We start from the raw sequence: 20,144 nt of genomic DNA on the forward strand, positions 1-20,144 counted from the left end.
TGCTGGCATGGCAGCGCGCATGAGCAATCCAATCGCCGCTATCGTCCTTGCCGCGGGCAAGGGAACCCGCATGAAGTCCGACCTGCATAAGGTGCTGCACCCGATCGCGGGGCGCCCGATGCTGTTGCATCTGATGGCCAGCGTCGACGAACTCGGCCCGGCGAAGAAGGTCGTGATCGTCGGGGACAAGGCCGATCAACTCGAGGCCGCGCTGGCCGGCAGCGCAGAGCTTGCGGTGCAGAACCCGCAGCTTGGTACCGGCCATGCGGTGCAGCAGGGCGAGCAGGCGCTGGCGGGTTTCGATGGCGACGTGCTGATCCTTTATGGCGACGTGCCCTTCGTTCCCGCCGCGACGATGCAGGCGATGATCGACCGCCTCAATGCCCCCGATGGACCCGCGGTTGTGGTTCTGGCGTTCGAACCCGCCGATGCGCAGCAATATGGCCGCGTCATCACCGCCAAAGATTCGGAGGGGGGCGACCGCGTCACCAAGATGGTCGAGCACAAGGATGCGACCGAAGCCGAACGCGCGGTGCGGCTCTGCAATTCGGGGCTGATGGCGGCGAAGTCGGCGGACCTGTTTGGGCTGCTTTCGCGCGTCACCGACGATAATGCGTCGAAGGAATATTATCTCGTCGATATCGTCAATATCGCGAACGCCGACGGACGCCATTGCGCCGTGGTCGTGACCGATCCCTATGATGTGGCGGGCATCAACAGCCGGGGCGAACTCGCCGCGATGGAAGGCGAATGGCAGGCGCGGCGACGGGTTCAGGCGATGGCCGACGGCGCCAGCCTGATCGCCCCCGGCACCGTCTGGTTCGCATGGGATACGCAGTTGGGCCGTGACGTGTTGATCGAGCCCAATGTCTTCTTTGGCCCCGGCGTAACGGTCGCGAACGGGGTGAAGATCCGCGCGAACAGCCATATCGAGGGCGCTGTGATCGGCGAAGGCTGCGAGGTCGGCCCCTTTGCGCGGCTGCGTCCCGGGACGATCCTTGGCGAGAAAGCCAAGATCGGCAATTTCGTCGAGACGAAAAAGGCGGTGCTGGGCAAGGGCGCCAAGGCGAACCACCTTACCTATCTGGGCGACGTCACGGTGGGCGCCGGCGCGAATATCGGCGCGGGTACGATCACCTGCAACTATGACGGCTATTTCAAATACAAGACCGAGATCGGCGAGAATGCCTTCATCGGGTCGAACAGCGCGCTCGTTGCGCCGGTCAAGATCGGCCGCGACGCGATCGTGGCGGCGGGCAGCGCGGTGACGCGCGATGTTGCCGATGGCGAGCTGCGCCTTGTCCGCGGCGAGCAACTGATCAAGCCCGGCTGGGCCGACCGCTTCCACGACGCGATGCGCAAGAAAAAGGCGGGGAAGTAACGATCATGCCCGCGCCGAAGCTGACGACCCCGCGCCTTGTGCTGCGCCAGATCCGCGCGAACGATGCCGCTGCGCTCTATCCCGTCCTGTCCGACGCCGAGCTGATGACCTGGTGGTCGAGCGGCCCGCACCAGTCGCTCGCCGAGACGGAGGACTATGTCCAAAGCAACGCGGGCGAGGGGCAAGGCTTCGATTGCTGGGCGATTACTGCGGGCGACGATGTCGCGCTCGGCTGGGTGATCCTGATCGACGGCAAGCCCGATGTGAAAGAGATCGGTTATATCCTGCATCGCGACCATTGGGGCCGCGGCATCGCGCGCGAAGCAGTCGAGCGGGTGATCGACCATGGTTTCGATGATCTGAAACTGCGACGCATCTTTGCCGATACCTACCCGGAAAATACCGGGTCGATCACTTTACTGAAGCGGATGGGCTTCCAATATGAAGGGCGACTGCGCGGTGAATGGGAAACGCATATCGGCGTCCGCGATTCGCTGATCTTCGGACTGCTGCAGGACGAATGGATGATGGAGAAAAAGACGTGACCGACCGCTACACCGACAAGCCCTTCCTGCGTTTTGTCGACGCATGGGTGCTGAAGGCGATCGGCCATCTCGACGCGGCGACCGAGACCTGGTGCAAGGCGATGGTGCCGCAGCTCGAGCAGAGCTTTGGCGCGAAGGGAAGCTGGGAGCAGATCGTCGAACAGCAGATGAAGTTCGGGCCCGAATTGCCCGCGCAGATTCTGAAGATCTGGACCGACGGCAAGGCGCGCTTTGCGGCCGGCAATGGCGAGGCACCCGATCCGCGACAGTTCGCGATGATCTTCGTCGACCGGAATTTCGGGCAGAGCTGACTTGGCAAATGCATTGACTGTCCGACCGGCAACACGAGCCGACTATGATGGCTGGCTCCCTCTGTGGGACGGCTACAACGCTTTCTACGGACGCAGCGGCGACACGGCATTGGCGCCCGAAATAACCGCGGCGACATGGGATCGTTTTTTCGATCCCTATGAGCCGATGTTCGCGCTCGTTGCCGAGCGGGACGGCGCGCTTCTCGGCCTCACCCACTATCTACTTCATCGCAGCACGACGTCGTTGCTGCCGTCGCTCTACCTGCAGGATCTTTTTACCAACGGCGAGGCGCGCGGGCAGGGTGTCGGCCGCGCGTTGATCGAGGCGGTCTATCGCGCCGCACAGGATCTGTCGCTTCCGCGCGTTTACTGGCTGACGCACGAAACGAACGAAACAGCGATGACGCTTTACGATCGCATTGCCGAAAAGTCGGGCTTTCTTATGTATCGAAAGAGTTGACGGCTTGATTTGATATCATGATATGATATCAATGAGACATGCGCTTCCTCGCCGACATCCCCGATGACGACATCCAGTGGCTCGACGCACTTGCCAGCGAACAGGGCGTGTCGCGTGCAGAGCTCGTGCGGCGGGCGGTTGCGTCCTATCGTGCCGACATATCGGGCGATGCGATCGATAACGCGTTCGGTATCTGGCGCGGCCGTGATGACATCGGTGACGGACTGAAATATCAGCGGCGCCTGCGGGGAAAGCGCGAATGATCGACGCGCAGTTCGACAGCGATATCCTGATCGACGCGCTCAACGGCGTCGAGGCCGCGCGCGCCGAAATCCGCCGCGCGGGGCGAAAGAGCATCAGCCGGATCAGCTGGACCGAAGTGATGTCGGCCGCCGACCCGGCATCGGTAAAAGCGGTCGAGGCGTTCCTCGGCTGTTTCGCGCTCGAAGAGGTCGGCGATGCGGTCGCGCGCCGCGCCGCGGCATTGCGCGCCGAACGCAAGGGCTTGACGATGGCCGACGCCTTTGTTCTGGCGACCGCACAAATCTCGGGTCGCATCCTCGTGACCCGCAATATCAAGGTGTTTCCGGCCGCAATGCCGGGTATTCGCGTTCCCTACACGCTTTAGAAGAAAGCCAGACCAACATGTGCGGAATTATCGGAATCATCGGCAAGGACCAGGTGGCGGATCGCCTCGTCGACGGGCTGAAGCGCATGGAATATCGCGGCTATGATTCGGCGGGCGTCTGCACGGTCGAGGGCGGCCAGCTGATCCGCCGCCGCGCCGAGGGCAAGCTTGGCAATCTGGTCAAGGAACTGGCGGGAAATCCCGCTTCGGGGACCGTCGGCGTCGCACACACGCGGTGGGCGACCCACGGCGCGCCGACGACGAGCAACGCGCACCCGCACGCGACGGGCGAAGTCGCGCTCGTCCACAACGGGATCATCGAGAATTTCAAGCCGCTGCGTGAGGCGCTGACCGCGCGTGGCCGCAAGTTCGAAAGCGACACCGATACCGAAGTTGTCGCGCACCTCGTTTCCGAGCAGGTCGAGGCCGGCCTGTCGCCGCAGGATGCGGTCAAGGCGGTGCTGCCGCAGCTTCGCGGTGCTTTTGCGCTCGCCATCGCCTTCCGCCAGCATCCCGACCTGCTGATCGGCGCGCGGCTCGGTTCGCCGCTCGTCGTCGGCTATGGCGACGGCGAAACATATCTCGGTAGCGATGCGCTCGCGCTCGCGCCGCTGACGCAGAAGATCGCGTATCTCGACGAGGGCGACTGGGTCGTCATCACGCGCGAGGGCGCGCAGATCTTCGACGCCGACAACACGCCGGTCACGCGCGAAATCACCACGTCGGGCGTGACCGCCGCAACGATCGAGAAGGGCAATTACCGCCACTTCATGCAGAAGGAGATTTTCGAGCAGCCGACCGTGGTCGCGCAGACGCTCTCCTCCTACATCCGCCCGCTCGAACAGACCGTCGCACTGCCGCAGATGGACTTCGACCTCGCAGGTGTCGAGCGCATCACCATCGTCGCGTGCGGCACCAGCTTCTATGCCGGCATGGTCGCGAAATACTGGTTCGAAACCTTCGCGCGCGTTCCCGTCGACATCGATGTCGCGTCAGAGTTCCGCTATCGCGACCCCGTGCTCCAGCCCGGCGGGCTGGCGCTCTTCATCTCGCAATCGGGCGAGACCGCCGACACGCTCGCGGCGCTGCGCCACTGCAAGGCGAACGGCCAGACGATCGCGGTCGTCGTCAACGTGCCCACGAGCAGCATGGCGCGCGAGGCCGACCTGCTGCTCCCGACCCACGCGGGTCCCGAAATCGGCGTTGCGTCGACGAAGGCCTTTACCTGCCAGCTCGCGGTGCTCGCCGCGCTCGCCGCGCATCTCGCGCTCAAGAAAGGCAAGCTTAGCGCCGATGAGGAGCGCGAGATCGTCAAGCATCTGATCGAGGCGCCCGCCGCACTCAACGCTGCGCTGGCGCACGACGAAGAGATTGCGAAGATGGCGCACCTCGTCGCCCCGGCGCGCGACGTGCTCTATCTCGGCCGCGGCCCCGACTATCCGCTGGCGCTCGAAGGCGCGCTCAAGCTCAAGGAAATCTCGTACATTCACGCCGAAGGTTACGCCTCGGGCGAGATGAAACACGGCCCGATCGCGCTGATCGACGAGGCGGTCCCGGTGATCGTCCTCGCACCCAGCGGGCCCTTGTTCGAAAAGACCGTCAGCAACATGCAGGAAGTCATGGCGCGCGGCGGCAAGGTCGTGCTGATCAGCGACGCCGAGGGCCTCGCCGAAGCGGGCGACGGCTGCATGGCGACGATCGAAATGCCCAAGGTCCACCCGCTGATCGCGCCTTTGGTGTATGCGGTGCCGGTGCAGTTGCTGGCCTATCATGTCGCCGTCGCGAAGGGGACCGACGTCGACCAGCCGCGGAACTTGGCGAAGTCGGTTACGGTGGAGTGATGCAGCCGCTGGTTGCCCGGAATTCCCGTTGGCGAATTTTGTTGATCATATTGGGTAGCCTTGCTTTTGTTGTGGCGGGCGTCTGGATTGCGGGCATCGCGGGTCCTGCTCCCAAGCCGGGCAAGGAATGGGTTGGCTGGCTTTCGATCATCTTCTTCGGAGCCGGCGCGGCCGTGGTTGGCAGTCAGCTCTTCAATGACGATATCCAGATCCGGATTTCGGATAGCGGCATCTACTACAGGAAATGGTCCGAACAGACGATACCATGGGGCGAGATCAGCGCGGTTTCAGTGTGGGCGTTCAGGAGGCAGAAATTTCCGATTCTGCATCTCGTCCAGCCCAATCGCTATCCTTCGAGAACGCTTTCGGGGAAATTGTCGGCAACGAACCGGTTACTGACCGGCGGTGATATCGCAATCAGCCTGAGCGGCATGGATCGCAGTTTCAATGATGTCGTCGCCGCGATCGAATATTATCACAGCGCGCATCAGCGCCCCCCGGTTGCGCCGCAACCGCCGCAGAGGGGCTTCGGACGCCGGGGTGTTTGAGGATATCATTTTCGATTTCGAGGGCCGCAGCGCCGACCATGGCCGTCACTCCGCCGCGTTCGCCTGCGCGAGGATCGACGCCGCAATCTCCTCGATCTGGCCGGCGACCAGCAGCGGCGCGCCGCCGACCATGCCGACCTGCGTCTGGCCATTTTCATAATCGCGGAGCCAGGCGACATTTTCGGCAACGACCAGATAATTGCCGCCGCGCGACTTGAGTTCGATGAATTTCATGGGATGTCTCCTGTTCATCGGGGCTCTAGGCGGGAAGTATGAAGATTGTAGGATTCGCATGACCTTCGCGGCGATCATTTTCGACTTCGACGGCGTCATTGCCGACAGCGAGGTTCGCGCGAATCTTTCGCTGTCCGAAAGCCTGACGGCCGCGGGCTTGCCGACGACATATGACGACTGCCTGCGCGATTATTATGGCCACAATTGGCAAGAGACCGAACGGCGCATCGTCGCGCGTTTCGGCCGCGCGTTGCCCGTCGATTTCCGCGAAACCCACCGCGAGCGAGCCCGTGCCAGATATATGGAAGGTTTCAACCCCGTGCCCGGTGTCCCGGCGTTTCTCGATACGCTGGGCGTGATGCCCCGTGCAATCGCCTCGTCGAGCCGGGCCGAATATATCGGCTGGGCGCTCGGGCTGTTCGGGCTCGGCCATCATTTCGGCGAGCATGTCTATAGCGCCGACGGTTGGGACCGTGGCAAGCCGCATCCCGATATCTATCTCGCTGCGGCGAAGGGGTTGGCGGTCGATCCAGCCGCGTGCCTCGCGATCGAGGATTCGCCGACCGGTGCGCAGGCAGCGCTTGCGGCAGGGATGACGGTCGTCGGTTTTTGCGGCGCGGGGCATATCGTCGATCGTGCGGGCCATGGCGCGATGCTGCGCGAAGTCGGCGTGCATCATGTGGCGATGTCGTTCGATGAGGTGATGGCTCTCACTCTCTAACTCGTCATTCCCGCAAAAGCGGGAACCCAGTTGCAACGCCTGCTCGCTGGGTTCCCGCTTTCGCGGGGATGACGAAGGGGATCCGCCAAAAACCTCTGTCCTACAAAAGCATGCACGGTTAAGCTTCGCCCCTTGCCCGCGTGACCGGGCTGAAAAGGTGATTCCAGAGTGAAGTTGCGCAGTTTTCTGCCGCTTTTCGAAAATCGCCCTTCGAGGAGAGAGATATGTGCACCGAGGACACGGAAGCTGATCTTGACCGCGCAGGCCTGCCCGTCGGGCGGCGCAGCTTCACCGCGCTTGCCGGTGCGGGCGCGCTTGCGACGATGCTGCCGGTGCATGCCATGGCGGGCAAGCCGGTGAAGGGCCGCGACGTTGCGATCAAGACCGCCGACGGCACTGCCGATGCCTATTTCGTCGCACCGGCAAGCGGAAAGCATCCGGGCGTGCTGATCTGGCCCGACATTCGCGGGCTGCGTCCGGCGTTTCGCCAGATGGCCGACCGACTGGCGGGTGAGGGATATGCGGTGCTTTGCGTCAATCCCTTCTACCGCTGGCAGAAATCGCCGGTGGTCGATGCCGCGAACGATTTCAGCGATCCCGCGATCCGCGAGAAATTGTTCGGCTATCTGAAGCAGCTCAACCAGGAACTCGTCACCACCGATGCGACCGCGCATCTCGCCTTCCTCGATGCGCAGAAAGAGGTCGACACCAAACGCAAACTCGGCACCACGGGCTATTGCATGGGCGGCGCGATGACGATCTATACGGCGGCGTTGAAGCCCGATCGCGTCGGTGCGGCGGGGAGCTTCCATGGCGGCGGGGTCGGCACCGACAAGCCCGACAGCCCCCATCTGCTGATCCCGAAAACCAATGCGGGCTATCTGTTCGCGATCGCCGACAATGACGACAAGGAAGCCCCGAACGAGAAGGTGCTGCTGAAAGCGGTGCTCGAACCGCGCAAGCAGTGGCACGAGGTCGAGGTTTATGCCGGCGCGATGCATGGATGGTGCCCGCCCGACGGCCGCGCCTATAACGAGGCCGCCGCCGAAAAGGCGTGGGGACGGATGCTCGAACTGTTCAAGGCCAGTCTCTAGGCAAGTCTTTCGAGTGCGGCCTTCCCGCGTGGCGACAGGCGATAACCGGTCTCGAGGCTTTCGGTGAGGCCCAGCTCCTTGAGTTTGCGGATGTTCGGCTTGAGGACCGCTTTTTCGATGTCGAGGGCCGCTGCGATTTCGCGCGCTGTCAGACCTTCGTGGTCCGCGATATGTTGCAGGACGGCGATCGTCCACGGGCGGTCGGCGTTGTTGTCGAGCTTTGCCAGTCGCGCGCCGATCGTGTCGATATCTGCGGAAGATAGGTCGTCCTGCTCGCGCAGTGCGACGCGGTTGTCGGCTCCGGCGAAATGTACGGCGATGCGGTACAACTTGCCTTCGTCCCGTCGCCGAAGTCCGGTGAGCAGCCTGTCGCGGTCGGCAAATCCCGCCGCCCGTGCGTCGTCCTCGGTGATGCTGGTTTCTTCGCACGGCGCGACGCTATCGATCGCCAGCTCACCCACCGCGGTACGGAGCCGTCCGCCCGCCTTCACCGTCGGCCTGCGCCATCGCCGGAACGCCAGCGTGACCTCGCCGGTCCGGATCTTGTCGAGGATGGCCATGGGGAAAAGCATCGTTGCCCCCGCGATCCGATCAGTGTGCGTGCGCCCCGCCGCTCGCAGCATAGCTTGCGTAGACGCGCTGGCCGGCGGGGCCGAACGTCATGACCTTATATGCCTCGCGGTGGTCGCCATGCTCCATGCCGGGCGAACCCGTCGGCATGCCGGCGACGGCCAGGCCCTTCACGCCCTTCGGTTTTTCGCGGAGCAGGCGGGTGATCTCCTTGGCCGGAACATGACCCTCGATCACATAGCCGCCGACGAGCACGGTATGGCAGCTGCGCAGCGCCTGCGGCACACCCTGTTTGTCCTTCACCGCGGTCATGTCGGGCGAATTGACGACGACGGCCTTCTGCCCGAACGATGCCTTCACCTGCTCGAGCCATTTGAGGCAGCAACCGCAGCCTGCGTCGCGGAACATCGTCGGGTTCGCGGCGTGGGCCGCGCCCGCCGTTCCGGTCAGAAGTGCGAGAGCGAGCAAGGAACGGTGGATGGGCGACATCGAAAACTCCCTGAAAACATGACCCGCAGCATAGCAGTTGCCGCCGCCGACGCACAAGCGCCTCATCCCATCGGGTAGAGGATGTCCTTGCTGACCTTGTGCAGCGCCTTCATCACATCGTCGCCGAGCACCAGGTCCATCGCATCGAGGATCGGGTCGACCTGATCGTCGGCGCTGACCCCGACGATCGTCGAGGCGACGAAGTCATGTTGTTTCGACCAGGCGGTCGCCATCGTCACCGGATGGAGTCCGGCTTCGGCGGCGATCGCCAGATAGCGCTCGGTCGCGGCGAGGCTCTTTTCATTGACGAAGCGGCGGCCCATCTCGGCCTGTCGGCCTTCCATGCCGAGGTAGCGGGAGAAACGTGCGCCTTCGGGCCGCGCGCCACCCTGATATTTGCCCGACAATACCCCGCCCGCGAGCGGCGAATAGGGGATCAGGCTGACGCCCTCCTGCCGGCAGACCTGCTTGAGTTCGTCCTCGAAGCGACGATTGTTGAGGCTGAAATTATTCTGGATCGTATGATAGCGCGCGCCGCCGAGCTTCTCCGACGCCGCGAGCGACTTCATCAGCCCCCAGCTCGTCTCGTTCGAGCAGCCAAGGATCCGGACCTTACCGGCGCGGACGAGTTCGTCGAGCGCGTCCATCATCTCGTCATAGGGCGCATCATGGTCGGGCCAGTGCGTCTGGTAGAGATCGATATAGTCGGTCTGCAGCCGGGTCAGGCTGTCGTCGACCGCCTTCATGATATTGTGGCGGTCGAGCGCGGTCATGCCGTTCCGGCAGGGCGACTTGAACCAGACGTGGCTTGGTCCCGACACCTTGGTCGCAAGGATGATCGCGTCGCGCGGCTTGGTTTTCAGCCAGCGCCCGACGATTTCCTCGGTGCGGCCGACCCATTTAATGTCGGGCGGCACCGGATAGCCCTCGGCGGTGTCGTAGAAATTGATCCCGGCGTCGAAGCAGCGGTCGAGCACGCGAAGGGCTGTCGCTTCGTCGGCCTGACTGCCGAAGGTCATCGTTCCCATGCAGATGTCGGACACATGGATGGCGCTCTTGCCAAGGCGGCGGCTCTGCATGTTCTGTTCTCCGGTCAGAAGAGGGGAGCGCCGTCCATAGGTTGCGAGATGCAACCTTGCAATCGGATCAGATCAGCAGCGCGAGCGAGCCCACCAGAAGCGCCGCCATCGTCCAGTTGAAGGCGCGCAGCCGCGCCGGGCTGGACAGCCAGCCGCGCAGCACCTGACCCATCACCGCCCACAGGCTGGTCGAGGGCAGGTTGATGATGCCGAAGACGACCGCGACGAGCAGTACCGCGCCGAAGTTGCGGTCCGGCGCGTAGAGCGCGATGGCCGACAGCGCCATCGACCAGGCTTTCGGATTGACCCACTGGAACAGCATCGCCTGTACGAAGGTCATCGGCTTGCCGCGTGCGCCGGCTTCCGTGTCAGGCGCCGCGGCGTTGGCGATCTTCCATGCAAGCCAGAGCAGATAGGCTACGCTTACGACTTTGAGCACAGTGTTCAGTACCGGGAACAGGTCGAACAATCCCATCAGCCCGACCCCGACGAGGACGATCATAAGGGTGAAGCCGAAACCGACGCCGAGTGCGTGCGGCACGGTGCGGCGCAGCCCGAAATTGGCCCCCGATGCCATCAGCATCATGTTGTTCGGGCCCGGCGTGATCGACGAGACGAGCGCGAAGGCAGAAAGCGCGAGGAGAGTGGTCTGGTTCATACGCGCAACATAATGCGTTTTGGCGTGCAATGGATTGCAAAGATGGCCTTAAATCGGATAGACTATGCAATCTATGATCAAGATTGATGCTATTGGCCGCAAGATATTGCATGAATTGTCGCGCGACGGGCGAATCTCCAACCTCGAGCTCGCCGAGCGTGTCGGACTTTCCCCGTCGGCGTGCCTGCGCCGCGTACAGGAGCTCGAGCGCAGCGGAGTGATCAAAGGCTATCGCGCAGTAATCGATCCGGCGAAACTCGGATTGACCTTCCTCGCCTATGTGACGGTCGGCCTGTCGTCGCACACGAAAAAATCGCAGGTCGGTTTCGAGGCGGCAATGGCGGGCGCGCCCGAGGTCCGCGAATGCCATAACATCACGGGCACGATCGAATATCTGTTGCGTGTCGAGACGGCCGATCTTGTGGCGTACAAGCATTTCCATACCGAGGTGCTTGGGGTGCTGCCGCAGGTCCATTCGATCACTACCTATGTGTTGATGGACTCACCAAAGGATGAGCGCGCATAACGACCCCGTGTCAGTTTGGGGTAGCTGTCACAATGCTTCTGGAATAATGAAACTATAGTTCAATGGCGTGTCGGGGGGCTCATGGCGATCAAACTGCTTCATCAGTCTTCCTTGTCGGGCGCGGAGCTTGGGCAACTGGCCGACGCCCTGCAACCTTTCGACGCCGACATAGCGATTTTCGAAGCACCCGACCCGGGGCCCCAGAACGTCCTCGAATGGGCGCTGCCCGTTCTGGTCGGGATCATCCTCGCAGGCCCGGTGAAGTCTGCCAGCGACGGCTTTTTCAGCGAAATGGGAAAAGACGCCTATGTGAAGCTCAGAGACGTCGTTTCGCGACTGTTCGGCGACACGAAGCAAAGGAGCACGAGCTGGAAATCCCAAAATGGTGAGGTTAGGCAAGCGCCGCCGCTTGCGATCTCGTTCGATTTCGACGGCGATGCTGTCCGTTTCGTTTTTCCATACGACTTGGCGCCGGCCGGGCTTCCGGATGCGTTCGAGGAGATGAACCGGAACATCGCCTTTCTCGCCAACATGGTGACATGGCAGAAAAAGCAGTTTGTCCTGCTGGATGATCATGCTGCCGATTTGTTCGGGCCGACCTATCCCCGGCAGGACCGGTGGTTGCAGAACCGCGAATTGCTGGGCGAAATCGCCTTTGGCACATGGGTCTATAACGCGGCGGTGAAGAGCTGGATCAAGGCCCAGTGATTCGACGCTGAGCGTCACGCTTCGCAAGAGTATGCCTCCAGGCGGGGCAGGGGCTTGCCGCGGCGGGCTCGGAACCACATATCGGTTTCATGACGAAACTCTCTTTCCTCGACCTTGTGCCCGTCACCGATACCGGCACCATCTCCCAATCACTGGCCAACGCCGCCGATCTTGCCCGGCATGCCGAGGCGCTCGGCTACGAACGCTATTGGGTCGCCGAACATCACGGCATGACGGGAATCGCGAGCGCCGCGACGTCGGTGGTGCTCGCGCATATCGGGCAAGCCACTTCGACGATCCGCATCGGCGCGGGCGGCATCATGCTGCCCAACCATGCCCCGATGGTGATCGCCGAGCAGTTCGGTACGCTCGAAGCGCTGTTCCCCGGCCGTGTCGATCTGGGCCTTGGGCGTGCGCCTGGCTCCGACGGTGTCGTTGCGCGCGCGCTGCGCCGCAATCTCGCGAGCGACGAGCGCCAATTCCCACAGGATGTCGTCGAGCTTCAAGCTTTCCTTGCTGGCGACGACCGGCTTGGCATCCGCGCGGTGCCGGGCGAAGGGACGAATGTTCCGCTGTGGATTTTGGGCTCGAGCACCTTTGGTGCGCAACTCGCGGCAATGCTGGGGCTGCCCTATGCCTTCGCCAGCCATTTCGCGCCCGACGCACTCGACGAAGCGCTCGACATCTATCGCCGCCAGTTCAAACCGTCGGCGCAGCTTGCCGTGCCTTATGCCGCCGCCGCCTTCAACGCCTTCGCTGCTGATTCACGCGAGGAAGCCGAACTACTCGCTTCGTCGCAGCAGCAGGCGTTCGTTGCGCTGCGCACCGGCAATCCGGGCAAGATGCAGCCGCCGCTTGCAGGCTATAAGGACAGCCTGCCGCCGAACGCACGCGCGATTCTTGACCATGTCCTGCAATGCTCGGCGGTTGGCACCGCCGAGGACATCGCCGCGGGGCTGAAGGCCTTTGTCGAGCGCACCGGGGTCGATGAGGTGATCGTCGCGTCGTCGATGTACGATCATGATGCGCGCAAACATTCGCTCGCGCTGACCATGGAGGCCGGCAAGACGCTTTAGGCGAAGGGGACGTGCCCCGTGTTGACGCACCTCCGGGTGCGGCAGTATAGGGGCGGCCCGACCAAGGGCGGCCCGTATCGGGGTCGCCTTTTTACTTTTGCCTGAAAGGTGCCTGCTATGTCGATCACGCCGCTGATGCCCGTTTACCCCCGGTGCGCTGTGCGTCCGGTACGCGGCGAAGGCGCCTATCTGATCGGCGAGCGAGGCGAACGCTATCTGGACTTCGCGAGCGGCATCGCGGTCAACCTGCTAGGCCATGGTCACCCGCATCTGACGAAAGCGATTCAGGAGCAGGCAGCGACGCTGATGCACGTGTCGAACCTGTACGGTAGCCCGCAGGGCGAAGCCTATGCCGCGCGGCTCGTCGAAAACACATTTGCCGACACGGTTTTCCTGACCAACTCGGGCGCCGAGGCGGTCGAGTGCGCGATCAAGACCGCGCGCGCCTATCATTCGAGCGCGGGCAATGGTGAGAAGCACAATCTCATCACCTTCAACAACGCCTTCCACGGCCGGACGCTCGGCACGATTTCGGCGACCAATCAGGAAAAGCTGCGCAAGGGTTTCGACCCGCTGCTCCCCGGCTTCGCTTATGCGCCGTTCGACGATCTCAATGCCGCGCTCGACCTGGTCGACGACAATACGGCGGGCTTCCTGGTCGAGCCGATCCAGGGCGAAGGGGGCATTCGCCCCGCGTCGCAGCCGTTCCTTCAGGGGCTTCGCGACATCTGCGACCAGCGCGACCTGATGCTCGTGTTCGACGAAGTCCAATGCGGCGTTGCGCGCACCGGGCATCTTTATGCCTATGAACATTATGGCGTCACCCCCGACATCATGGCGAGTGCCAAGGGCATCGGCGGCGGCTTCCCGATGGGGGCGACCCTCGCGACCGAGAAAGCCGCGCGCGGCATGGTGATCGGCACACATGGTTCGACCTATGGCGGCAATCCGCTTGCATGCGCGGCGGGGCAGGCTGTCCTCGACGTCGTGCTCGAAGAAGGGTTTCTCGATCAGGTCAAGGCGACCGGCGAGCGGCTGCGCGGTGCGCTCGAACAGTTGATCCCCAACCACGACCAGCTGTTCGACAGCGTACGCGGTGTCGGCCTGATGCTTGGCCTCAAGCTCAGCTCGGACAGCCGCGCGTTTGTTGCACATCTGCGCGACAACCACGGGCTGCTGACCGTTGCGGCGGGCGAGAATGTCGTTCGCGTGCTGCCGCCGCTCAACATCGACGAAAACCATATCGCCGAATTCATCGAGAAACTGTCAGCGGGCGCGGCGAGTTACACGCCGCCTGAAGCATGACCTTCTTGGTTCCGTTCGTGTCGAGCGAAGCCGAGACACCCATCGACAGCGCGCGACCTCACGGCATCTCGACTTCGCTCGATGCGAACGGAGAATAGGGACATGCGGCATTTCCTGAACCTGTCCGATGCGGGTGGGGACGCGGTCGCGGCGATGCTCGCCGACGCGATCGATCGCAAGGCGGCGCGTGCGGGCTGGCCAAAGGGCCAGGTCGACGCCGACGCGCCGCTTGCGGGGCATGTGCTCGCAATGGTGTTCGAGAAGAATTCGACGCGGACCCGCGCCTCGTTCGACATCGCGATCCGTCAGCTTGGCGGTACGCCGATGATCATGGATGCAGGGGTGACCCAGCTCGGGCGCGGCGAGACGATTGCCGATACCGCCCGTGTGCTGTCGCGCTATGCCGATGCGATCATGATCCGCACCGATGACCATGCGAAGGTCGAGGAGCTTGCGGCGCATGCGTCGGTCCCGGTGATCAACGGGCTGACCGACCTGTCGCACCCGTGCCAGATCGTCGCCGACCTGCTGACCATCGTCGAGAACGGCAAGGCGTTGCCGGGGCTCGAGCTTGCTTGGCTCGGTGACGGGAACAATGTCCTCGCTTCGCTGATCGAAGCGGCCGGCCTGTTCGGTTTCCACGTGCGCGCCGGTGTTCCGCAAGGCTATGATCCCGATGCGGGCTTCGTCGAGGCGGCGCGCGCCAAGGGTGTTCGCGTCGAAATTACCCGCGATGCGCGCGACGCCGTGGCGGGCGCGGACCTTGTCGTCACCGACACCTGGGTGTCGATGGGGCAGGATCATGCGCACAACAAGGTCGCGGCGATGGCACCTTATCGGGTCGACGAGCGGCTGATGACGGGCGCCAAGAGCGACGCGATTTTCCTCCACTGCCTGCCTGCACATCGCGGCGACGAGGTCGTCGATGCGGTGATCGACGGTCCGCAGTCGCGGGTATGGGACGAAGCCGAAAACCGCGTCCATGCGCAAAAGTCGATCCTGCTGTGGGCGTTCGGGAAATTGTGAGTTCGAACAAGTGAGCGAAACCATCGAAACCTGGTTCGACCAGACTCTGATGTTCACCATCGCCGCGCGCCATGTGCGCGGGCGACTGGTGCGGCTCGGGCCGACGCTGAAGACGATCATCGCGGCACATAATTATCCGCCGGTCGCTGAAAAGCTGCTGGCCGAAGCGCTGGTACTGACCGTCCTGCTCGGCTCGACGCTGAAGGACGAGAGCGGCCAGATGACGTTACAGGCGCAGACCGGTGGCGGCCCGATCGAACTGCTGGTGTGCGACTATCGCGGCGGCGAGCTGCGCGGTTACCTGAAGTTCGATGCCGAGCGGTTGGCCGAGGTCGGGCCCGATCCGACGCTCTTCGCTCTGTTTGGCGAAGGGTTTCTTGCGATCACCTTTGATCAGGCGGCGACGGCCGAGCGTTATCAGGGCATTGTCCCGCTGGAAGGCGCGTCGATCGGCGAGGCGGCCGAACATTATTTCGAGCAGTCGGAGCAGATTTCGAGCCTCATCAAGCTTGCTGCGCGGCATGACGCCGAGGCCGGATGCGTCGCCGGCGGATTGCTGTTGCAGCATCTTCCCGAGGGCGAGATCGGCCGCGACCGGTTGCATGTGCGCCATGACAATCCCGAATGGGAGCATGCGCACGCAATCGCCGCGACGCTGAAGGACGAAGAACTCACCGATCCCGCTTATTCGCTCGAGACGCTGGCGTGGCGCCTGTTTCATGAGGATGAAGTGCGGGTCGAGCCCGGCGTCACCGTGTCGCGTGGTTGCCGGTGCAGCACGGGCTATTTCGCGGGTGTACTCGCGCAGTTTCCTGAATCGGAACAGCAGGACATGGCCGACGATGGCGGCAACATCGTTGTCGACTGTGCCTTTTGCTCGCGCATATTCCCGATTCCGCTCGAAGAGATTTCAGCCCATCGCTGATACCGCGTCGGCGATGGAACGGTGTAATCTGTCGCCAAATGGTTGAAAATCGGCCGACGCATTGTTAGCTTGGACGGAACGGGGTCGCAATTCCGCCCGGTTACGGGCAGCCAATGGATAGGTAAAAATGGCGATCTTCTCTCCCTTCCTGCGATGGTCTCTCACCGCGTGCGCGCTTGCGGGCGCGACGGCCGTGCCGGCGCAGGCGCCGTCGCTGGCAATGCTCGACCGGCTGGAAAAAGGGAGCTGGCAGCTGCGCGAGCGCGGCAAGGATGCCGTGTTGCAGACGATCTGCGTCGGTGACGCGCGCCGGATGATCCAGATCTATCACCCGCGCGCGAACTGCTCGCGCTATGTTATCGAGGATACGCCGAATTCGGTGACGGTCCATTATACCTGCCCCGGCGCTGGCCACGGCCGGACGAGTATCCGCAGCGAAACGAACCGGCTTGTCCAGATCGACACGCAGGGCATCGCCGAAGGCAAGCCCTTCTCGCAGGCGATTGAAGCGCGGCGGACCGGCGGCTGTTGAGCGAACGATATGTTAACCATCGCACATTAATGGGGTGTATGGCACACCGGTTTGTGCCCCTCCCTAACGGCTTTCATGCCGAACTGGGCCGTGCGGCAATCGCCTCGCGGCCCATTTCTTTGGTACATGGGACGCAAGCCGCCTCTTGCGCCGCTATCGGTGCGGGCGTATCGGGCGCCGCATGCAGGATATAGCTGGAAAACCCCTGATCGTCCTTTTGTCGGGCGGCCTCGACTCGATGGTGTGCGCGGGCCTCGCGCGCGAAGCGGGCGCACGCATCGTCGCGTTGACGATCGATTATAACCAGCGTCATCGCGTCGAGCTGGAATCGGCCGCACGCATTGCCGCGGAAGTCGGTGCGGTCGAACATATCGTGCTGCCGCTCGATCTTCGCCGTTTCGGCGGTTCGGCGCTGACCGCCGATATCGACGTGCCCAAGGACGGAGTCGGGGGCGACGTTCCCGTCACTTATGTGCCGGCGCGCAACCTTATCTTCCTGTCGCTGACGCTGGGACTGGCCGAGGCACGGCGTGCGCAGGACATCGTCATCGGGGTCAACGCGCTGGATTACTCGGGCTATCCTGACTGCCGCCCCGAATTCATCGCGGGCTTCGAAGCCTTGGCGCGGCTTGCGACGCGCGACGGCGACAAGGGGGTCGACTTTCGTATCCATGCGCCGCTTCAGCATATGACCAAGGCCGATATCGCCGCCGAGGCGGCGCGGCTCGGGATGGACGCCGGTCAAAGCTGGTCATGCTATGACCCGGCGCCGGGCGGGCTTCATTGCGGGCTGTGCGATAGCTGCCGCCTGCGCAGCAAGGGCTTTGCCGACGCCGGGCTTGCCGACCCGACCCGCTACGCCGTCGAGCCCTGATCGATGGCCTATGCCGTCAAAGAGATTTTCCTGACGTTGCAGGGCGAGGGCGCGCAGGCGGGTCGCCGCGCCGTCTTCTGCCGCTTTGCCGGTTGCAACCTGTGGACGGGGCGCGAGAAGGATCGCGGCAAGGCCGTCTGCAAGTTCTGCGACACCGATTTTGTCGGCACCGACGGGACGCTGGGCGGAAAATATGCGGATGCTGCGGCACTGGCCGACGTTGTTGCCGAAAGCTGGGGGCGGGGCGCCGATGACCGCTATGTCGTGCTGACCGGCGGCGAACCGATGCTCCAGGTCGACGATGCGCTGATCGACGCGCTGCACGCGCGGGGTTTCACGATCGCGATCGAAAGCAACGGCACTTTTGCGATCCCGCGCAGCATCGACTGGATCTGCGTCAGCCCAAAGGCGGGTAGCGATCTGGTGCAGTTGAGCGGTGACGAACTGAAACTCGTCTGGCCGCAGCCGGGCAGCGACGTCGAACGGCTCGCGGCGCTCGATTTCAGACATTTGCTCGTTCAGCCGCTCGACGACCCGAATGCCGCCGAAAACGTCCGGCAGTGCATTGATTTGGTGATGGAGGATCCGCGCTGGCGCCTGTCATTGCAGACGCACAAGAATCTGGGGCTGCGCTAGGGTCTATTCGCTCTTTTTGGCTGCGGAATCGGCGGTGATCGCCTTTTTCGCGACCGGCAGGTCGACGGCATCGGGATTGTCGGCTTCGGCGTCCTCGTCGGCCGCTTTGTCGTCGGCTTCTGCGTCGCCGGTCTTGGCGGCATCCTTTTTCGTGCCGTCGTCGGGCACGCTGTTGTCGACCGCGGTACCGTCGCTGACCGCATCGTCGAGGATGATCATCGAATCGCTGACCGATCCCGGCTGGACCTCGACCGCGTCGAGCTTGGTCGACGATTTGCCCGCGGAATCGCTGCCACCGCAGGCGGTGAGCGAAAGAACAAGGAGCGAAGCGAATAAAGTCCGGGTCATGCGCCGTTCCTAATCGCTCGGTCGAAGCTTGTCGAGAAAGGCGGGCAGGCTTTGCGCGAGCGCCGCATCGACGTCGCCGAACGACGCCGTCCGTCCCAGCGCGGCAAGGCTGGTAACGGGGAATTCGGCGATCCCGCATGGCACGATGCCGCCGAAATGGGCAAGATCGGGCGCGATATTCAGCGAAAAGCCGTGGAGTGTCACCCAGCGTTTCACGCGCACCCCTATCGCGCCGATCTTCGCTTCGCGGCCGTGTCCGTCGTCTGTCCAGATGCCGATGCGGCCATCGGCGCGGCGCGCCTCGACGCCGAGCAGCGCCAGCGCGTCGATCACCCAGCCTTCGAGCGCGGAGACATAGGCGCGCACGTCGCGTCCGCGCTGCGTCAGGTCGAGCTGGACATAGCCGACCCGCTGGCCGGGGCCATGATAGGTATAACGCCCGCCGCGGCCCGCGTCATAAACGGGAAAGCGCGGATCGAGCAGCTCTGCAGGATCGGCGCTCGTTCCGGCGGTGTAGAGCGGCGGATGTTCGAGCAGCCAGATATGCTCGCCCGCTTCGCCGGCGTGGATCGCCGCCGCCCGCGTTTCCATGTCCGCCAATGCAGCGGCATAGTCGGTCAAGCCGGGACTTATGGTCCATCCGGGTGGGGGAAGGGGAGGCATCGCGCCGGCTATCTGGCCCGCTGCGGCGCCCGGCGCAAGGGGCGCGATACCAAATGCGGACAGGGCTGGACAGGAGGGCCGAAGATCGTCACCTTCGCGGCGACCGGAAAATCGAAAAAATGACGGGGTATCAATGGTAAAATTCGACATGGGTGCGGCGTGGGACGACACCCAGCAGCTTTTGAAGTCGCACACTGCGCTGGTTGTAACGATCGCGGGCGTTTTCCTCTTTCTGCCCGCGCTTGCCGTTGCATGGTTTGGGCCGGTTCCGATCGAGCCCCCGGCCAATGCCGATTTCAACCAGATCATGGAGAGCACGCGAGAAAGCTTCCGGCAGATGATCCCTGGCCAGATTGCCGTCGGACTCTGTGCGCTTGTCGGAACCGCGGGCATTCTGCGGCTCTGGTTGTCGCGTACCGGCACCAGCGTTGGCGAAGCGCTGACCTTCGCCCTCATGGTTTTCCCCACGATGCTGGCGATCCAGATCCTGTGCGGGTTTGCGATCGGCTTTGGCGCGATTCTGCTGATCCTTCCCGGTATCTATCTGATTGGCCGGCTCGCGCTCGTTGCACCGGTGGTTGCCGATCGCGGGGTGTACAATCCGCTCGAAGCGATCCGGACGAGCTGGGATCTCACCCGCAACAATGGATGGGCGATCTTCTTTTTCCTGTTCCTGGTCGGGCTGGTGATTGTCATCGCGGGGCTGATCGTCGGCGGGGTCGTCTCGGTCATCGCCGGAAGCGGACCCGGGGTGGGTCGGATGCTGGGCGGCTTTATCGAAGCCGCGTTCGGCGCGATCGGCGGTCTGGTGTCGATTGCGGTAGCGGCGGCGGCCTATCGTCAGCTTGCGCTGCGGACGTCGTCTGATGTGTTCAAGTGACGGGTATCATAACTATAAGAGTCAATGTGTCGCAACCGGGGCAAGCACCGGATTGGTCTGCCCCTTCGAATAAGGAATGCATGCCG

General features: G+C 63.3%; 27 protein-coding genes. 20 read left to right on the forward strand and 7 right to left on the reverse strand.

Going from position 1 to position 20,144, the window contains the following annotated elements:
- Positions 1 to 19 precede the first annotated feature (19 nt).
- From glmU to AC07NV_RS20070, 8 genes are read left to right on the forward strand one after another with little or no spacing between them, the layout of a single operon-like run.
- A complete protein-coding gene (glmU, locus tag AC07NV_RS20035; protein WP_495168156.1) occupies positions 20 to 1,381 on the forward strand; it encodes a bifunctional UDP-N-acetylglucosamine diphosphorylase/glucosamine-1-phosphate N-acetyltransferase GlmU in 1,362 nt (453 codons plus the stop codon).
- Between the two features lie 5 nt (positions 1,382 to 1,386).
- Positions 1,387 to 1,926, forward strand: coding sequence for a GNAT family N-acetyltransferase (locus AC07NV_RS20040; RefSeq protein WP_495168157.1), 540 nt, complete (start codon positions 1,387 to 1,389; stop codon positions 1,924 to 1,926).
- Positions 1,923 to 2,237: a hypothetical protein gene (locus AC07NV_RS20045; protein WP_495168158.1), complete on the forward strand. Its 315-nt coding sequence runs from the start codon at positions 1,923 to 1,925 to the stop codon at positions 2,235 to 2,237. Before AC07NV_RS20040 ends, AC07NV_RS20045 begins: the two co-directional genes overlap by 4 nt.
- Positions 2,238 to 2,250: 13 nt before the next feature.
- On the forward strand, positions 2,251 to 2,697 hold the full coding sequence (locus AC07NV_RS20050) for a GNAT family N-acetyltransferase (protein ID WP_495168159.1): 447 nt from the start codon (positions 2,251 to 2,253) through the stop codon (positions 2,695 to 2,697).
- A 38-nt stretch (positions 2,698 to 2,735) separates the two neighbouring features.
- Positions 2,736 to 2,960 carry a ribbon-helix-helix protein, CopG family gene (locus AC07NV_RS20055; RefSeq protein WP_495168160.1) on the forward strand — a complete coding sequence of 75 codons (225 nt, stop codon included), beginning with the start codon at positions 2,736 to 2,738 and terminating at the stop codon, positions 2,958 to 2,960.
- A complete protein-coding gene (locus tag AC07NV_RS20060; RefSeq protein ID WP_495168161.1) occupies positions 2,957 to 3,325 on the forward strand; it encodes a PIN domain-containing protein in 369 nt (122 codons plus the stop codon). Before AC07NV_RS20055 ends, AC07NV_RS20060 begins: the two co-directional genes overlap by 4 nt.
- Positions 3,326 to 3,342: 17 nt before the next feature.
- Positions 3,343 to 5,166, forward strand: coding sequence for a glutamine--fructose-6-phosphate transaminase (isomerizing) (gene glmS, locus AC07NV_RS20065; protein ID WP_495168162.1), 1,824 nt, complete (start codon positions 3,343 to 3,345; stop codon positions 5,164 to 5,166).
- Complete coding sequence (locus tag AC07NV_RS20070; RefSeq protein WP_495168163.1) at positions 5,166 to 5,714, forward strand: STM3941 family protein; 549 nt, start codon at positions 5,166 to 5,168, stop codon at positions 5,712 to 5,714. The genes glmS and AC07NV_RS20070 overlap by 1 nt, the downstream gene beginning before the upstream one ends.
- A gap of 45 nt (positions 5,715 to 5,759) precedes the next feature.
- Here AC07NV_RS20070 and AC07NV_RS20075 read toward each other — a convergent pair whose 3' ends face one another.
- On the reverse strand, positions 5,760 to 5,948 hold the full coding sequence (locus tag AC07NV_RS20075; RefSeq protein WP_495168164.1) for a hypothetical protein: 189 nt from the start codon (positions 5,946 to 5,948) through the stop codon (positions 5,760 to 5,762).
- A 58-nt stretch (positions 5,949 to 6,006) separates the two neighbouring features.
- On the opposite strand from AC07NV_RS20075, the gene AC07NV_RS20080 reads away from it, so the two are divergent.
- Both AC07NV_RS20080 and AC07NV_RS20085 read left to right on the forward strand, forming a co-directional pair.
- Positions 6,007 to 6,669 (forward strand): HAD family hydrolase, encoded by a 663-nt coding sequence (locus AC07NV_RS20080; protein ID WP_495168165.1) that lies wholly within the window; start codon positions 6,007 to 6,009, stop codon positions 6,667 to 6,669.
- A gap of 224 nt (positions 6,670 to 6,893) precedes the next feature.
- Positions 6,894 to 7,763: a dienelactone hydrolase family protein gene (locus tag AC07NV_RS20085; protein ID WP_495168166.1), complete on the forward strand. Its 870-nt coding sequence runs from the start codon at positions 6,894 to 6,896 to the stop codon at positions 7,761 to 7,763.
- On the opposite strand, the gene AC07NV_RS20090 is transcribed toward AC07NV_RS20085, so the two are convergent.
- From AC07NV_RS20090 to AC07NV_RS20105, 4 genes are all read right to left on the reverse strand, one after another.
- Positions 7,760 to 8,323, reverse strand: coding sequence for a helix-turn-helix domain-containing protein (locus tag AC07NV_RS20090; RefSeq protein WP_495168167.1), 564 nt, complete (start codon positions 8,321 to 8,323; stop codon positions 7,760 to 7,762). The two genes, AC07NV_RS20085 and AC07NV_RS20090, sit on opposite strands and share 4 nt — an antisense overlap.
- A 31-nt stretch (positions 8,324 to 8,354) precedes the next feature.
- Complete coding sequence (locus AC07NV_RS20095) at positions 8,355 to 8,822, reverse strand: DUF411 domain-containing protein (RefSeq protein WP_495168168.1); 468 nt, start codon at positions 8,820 to 8,822, stop codon at positions 8,355 to 8,357.
- A gap of 62 nt (positions 8,823 to 8,884) precedes the next feature.
- Entirely contained in the window at positions 8,885 to 9,901 is a 1,017-nt protein-coding gene (locus AC07NV_RS20100) for an aldo/keto reductase (protein WP_495168169.1), read from the reverse strand.
- Between the two features lie 67 nt (positions 9,902 to 9,968).
- The gene (locus AC07NV_RS20105) at positions 9,969 to 10,559 is read right to left on the reverse strand and encodes a LysE family translocator (protein ID WP_495168170.1); all 591 of its coding nucleotides are present in this window, start codon (positions 10,557 to 10,559) and stop codon (positions 9,969 to 9,971) included.
- Positions 10,560 to 10,623: 64 nt separating this feature from the next.
- On the opposite strand from AC07NV_RS20105, the gene AC07NV_RS20110 reads away from it, so the two are divergent.
- The 9 genes from AC07NV_RS20110 to queE all read left to right on the forward strand — a co-directional run bounded on the left by AC07NV_RS20110 (position 10,624) and on the right by queE (position 18,167).
- A complete protein-coding gene (locus AC07NV_RS20110; RefSeq protein WP_495168171.1) occupies positions 10,624 to 11,085 on the forward strand; it encodes an Lrp/AsnC family transcriptional regulator in 462 nt (153 codons plus the stop codon).
- Positions 11,086 to 11,166: 81 nt separating this feature from the next.
- Positions 11,167 to 11,793, forward strand: a complete 627-nt coding sequence (locus tag AC07NV_RS20115; protein ID WP_495168172.1) for a hypothetical protein — start codon at positions 11,167 to 11,169, stop codon at positions 11,791 to 11,793.
- Between the two features lie 89 nt (positions 11,794 to 11,882).
- Positions 11,883 to 12,869, forward strand: coding sequence for an LLM class flavin-dependent oxidoreductase (locus AC07NV_RS20120; RefSeq protein ID WP_495168173.1), 987 nt, complete (start codon positions 11,883 to 11,885; stop codon positions 12,867 to 12,869).
- Between the two features lie 117 nt (positions 12,870 to 12,986).
- Positions 12,987 to 14,174 carry an aspartate aminotransferase family protein gene (locus AC07NV_RS20125; protein ID WP_495168174.1) on the forward strand — a complete coding sequence of 396 codons (1,188 nt, stop codon included), beginning with the start codon at positions 12,987 to 12,989 and terminating at the stop codon, positions 14,172 to 14,174.
- A gap of 102 nt (positions 14,175 to 14,276) precedes the next feature.
- On the forward strand, positions 14,277 to 15,200 hold the full coding sequence (gene argF, locus AC07NV_RS20130) for an ornithine carbamoyltransferase (protein WP_495168175.1): 924 nt from the start codon (positions 14,277 to 14,279) through the stop codon (positions 15,198 to 15,200).
- A 49-nt stretch (positions 15,201 to 15,249) separates the two neighbouring features.
- Positions 15,250 to 16,125, forward strand: coding sequence for an Hsp33 family molecular chaperone HslO (hslO, locus tag AC07NV_RS20135; protein WP_495168279.1), 876 nt, complete (start codon positions 15,250 to 15,252; stop codon positions 16,123 to 16,125).
- Positions 16,126 to 16,252: 127 nt separating this feature from the next.
- Positions 16,253 to 16,657, forward strand: coding sequence for a DUF3617 domain-containing protein (locus AC07NV_RS20140; protein ID WP_495168176.1), 405 nt, complete (start codon positions 16,253 to 16,255; stop codon positions 16,655 to 16,657).
- A gap of 181 nt (positions 16,658 to 16,838) precedes the next feature.
- Positions 16,839 to 17,531, forward strand: coding sequence for a 7-cyano-7-deazaguanine synthase QueC (gene queC, locus AC07NV_RS20145; protein ID WP_495168177.1), 693 nt, complete (start codon positions 16,839 to 16,841; stop codon positions 17,529 to 17,531).
- A gap of 3 nt (positions 17,532 to 17,534) precedes the next feature.
- A complete protein-coding gene (queE, locus tag AC07NV_RS20150; RefSeq protein WP_495168178.1) occupies positions 17,535 to 18,167 on the forward strand; it encodes a 7-carboxy-7-deazaguanine synthase in 633 nt (210 codons plus the stop codon).
- Positions 18,168 to 18,170: 3 nt separating this feature from the next.
- Here the strand turns inward: queE and AC07NV_RS20155 are convergent, their stop codons facing one another.
- Together AC07NV_RS20155 and lipB are read right to left on the reverse strand one after the other, a co-directional pair.
- A complete protein-coding gene (locus AC07NV_RS20155) occupies positions 18,171 to 18,515 on the reverse strand; it encodes a hypothetical protein (protein WP_495168179.1) in 345 nt (114 codons plus the stop codon).
- A 9-nt stretch (positions 18,516 to 18,524) separates the two neighbouring features.
- Positions 18,525 to 19,178: a lipoyl(octanoyl) transferase LipB gene (lipB, locus tag AC07NV_RS20160; RefSeq protein ID WP_495168180.1), complete on the reverse strand. Its 654-nt coding sequence runs from the start codon at positions 19,176 to 19,178 to the stop codon at positions 18,525 to 18,527.
- A gap of 133 nt (positions 19,179 to 19,311) precedes the next feature.
- Between lipB and AC07NV_RS20165 the strand changes: the two genes are divergently transcribed.
- A complete protein-coding gene (locus AC07NV_RS20165; RefSeq protein WP_495168181.1) occupies positions 19,312 to 20,058 on the forward strand; it encodes a hypothetical protein in 747 nt (248 codons plus the stop codon).
- The last annotated feature ends 86 nt before the right edge of the window (positions 20,059 to 20,144 follow it).

This window comes from Sphingopyxis sp. GW821-FHT10B01 (genome assembly GCF_059415685.1).

Excerpts from the sequence above, each read along its gene's own strand:
- AC07NV_RS20100 (WP_495168169.1), bottom strand. The coding sequence starts at position 9,901 with ATGCAGAGCCGCCGCCTTGGCAAGAGCGCCATCCATGTGTCCGACATC.
- AC07NV_RS20090 (WP_495168167.1), bottom strand. The coding sequence starts at position 8,323 with ATGGCCATCCTCGACAAGATCCGGACCGGCGAGGTCACGCTGGCGTTC.
- AC07NV_RS20040 (WP_495168157.1), top strand. The coding sequence starts at position 1,387 with ATGCCCGCGCCGAAGCTGACGACCCCGCGCCTTGTGCTGCGCCAGATC.
- AC07NV_RS20120 (WP_495168173.1), top strand. The coding sequence starts at position 11,883 with ATGACGAAACTCTCTTTCCTCGACCTTGTGCCCGTCACCGATACCGGC.
- AC07NV_RS20055 (WP_495168160.1), top strand. The coding sequence starts at position 2,736 with ATGCGCTTCCTCGCCGACATCCCCGATGACGACATCCAGTGGCTCGAC.
- glmS (WP_495168162.1), top strand. The coding sequence starts at position 3,343 with ATGTGCGGAATTATCGGAATCATCGGCAAGGACCAGGTGGCGGATCGC.
- AC07NV_RS20060 (WP_495168161.1), top strand. The coding sequence starts at position 2,957 with ATGATCGACGCGCAGTTCGACAGCGATATCCTGATCGACGCGCTCAAC.
- argF (WP_495168175.1), top strand. The coding sequence starts at position 14,277 with ATGCGGCATTTCCTGAACCTGTCCGATGCGGGTGGGGACGCGGTCGCG.
- lipB (WP_495168180.1), bottom strand. The coding sequence starts at position 19,178 with ATGCCTCCCCTTCCCCCACCCGGATGGACCATAAGTCCCGGCTTGACC.
- AC07NV_RS20165 (WP_495168181.1), top strand. The coding sequence starts at position 19,312 with ATGGTAAAATTCGACATGGGTGCGGCGTGGGACGACACCCAGCAGCTT.
- AC07NV_RS20085 (WP_495168166.1), top strand. The coding sequence starts at position 6,894 with ATGTGCACCGAGGACACGGAAGCTGATCTTGACCGCGCAGGCCTGCCC.
- queE (WP_495168178.1), top strand. The coding sequence starts at position 17,535 with ATGGCCTATGCCGTCAAAGAGATTTTCCTGACGTTGCAGGGCGAGGGC.
- AC07NV_RS20155 (WP_495168179.1), bottom strand. The coding sequence starts at position 18,515 with ATGACCCGGACTTTATTCGCTTCGCTCCTTGTTCTTTCGCTCACCGCC.
- AC07NV_RS20110 (WP_495168171.1), top strand. The coding sequence starts at position 10,624 with ATGCAATCTATGATCAAGATTGATGCTATTGGCCGCAAGATATTGCAT.
- AC07NV_RS20080 (WP_495168165.1), top strand. The coding sequence starts at position 6,007 with ATGACCTTCGCGGCGATCATTTTCGACTTCGACGGCGTCATTGCCGAC.
- glmU (WP_495168156.1), top strand. The coding sequence starts at position 20 with ATGAGCAATCCAATCGCCGCTATCGTCCTTGCCGCGGGCAAGGGAACC.
- AC07NV_RS20140 (WP_495168176.1), top strand. The coding sequence starts at position 16,253 with ATGGCGATCTTCTCTCCCTTCCTGCGATGGTCTCTCACCGCGTGCGCG.
- hslO (WP_495168279.1), top strand. The coding sequence starts at position 15,250 with ATGTTCACCATCGCCGCGCGCCATGTGCGCGGGCGACTGGTGCGGCTC.
- AC07NV_RS20125 (WP_495168174.1), top strand. The coding sequence starts at position 12,987 with ATGTCGATCACGCCGCTGATGCCCGTTTACCCCCGGTGCGCTGTGCGT.
- AC07NV_RS20070 (WP_495168163.1), top strand. The coding sequence starts at position 5,166 with ATGCAGCCGCTGGTTGCCCGGAATTCCCGTTGGCGAATTTTGTTGATC.
- AC07NV_RS20095 (WP_495168168.1), bottom strand. The coding sequence starts at position 8,822 with ATGTCGCCCATCCACCGTTCCTTGCTCGCTCTCGCACTTCTGACCGGA.
- AC07NV_RS20105 (WP_495168170.1), bottom strand. The coding sequence starts at position 10,559 with ATGAACCAGACCACTCTCCTCGCGCTTTCTGCCTTCGCGCTCGTCTCG.
- queC (WP_495168177.1), top strand. The coding sequence starts at position 16,839 with ATGCAGGATATAGCTGGAAAACCCCTGATCGTCCTTTTGTCGGGCGGC.
- AC07NV_RS20115 (WP_495168172.1), top strand. The coding sequence starts at position 11,167 with ATGGCGATCAAACTGCTTCATCAGTCTTCCTTGTCGGGCGCGGAGCTT.
- AC07NV_RS20075 (WP_495168164.1), bottom strand. The coding sequence starts at position 5,948 with ATGAAATTCATCGAACTCAAGTCGCGCGGCGGCAATTATCTGGTCGTT.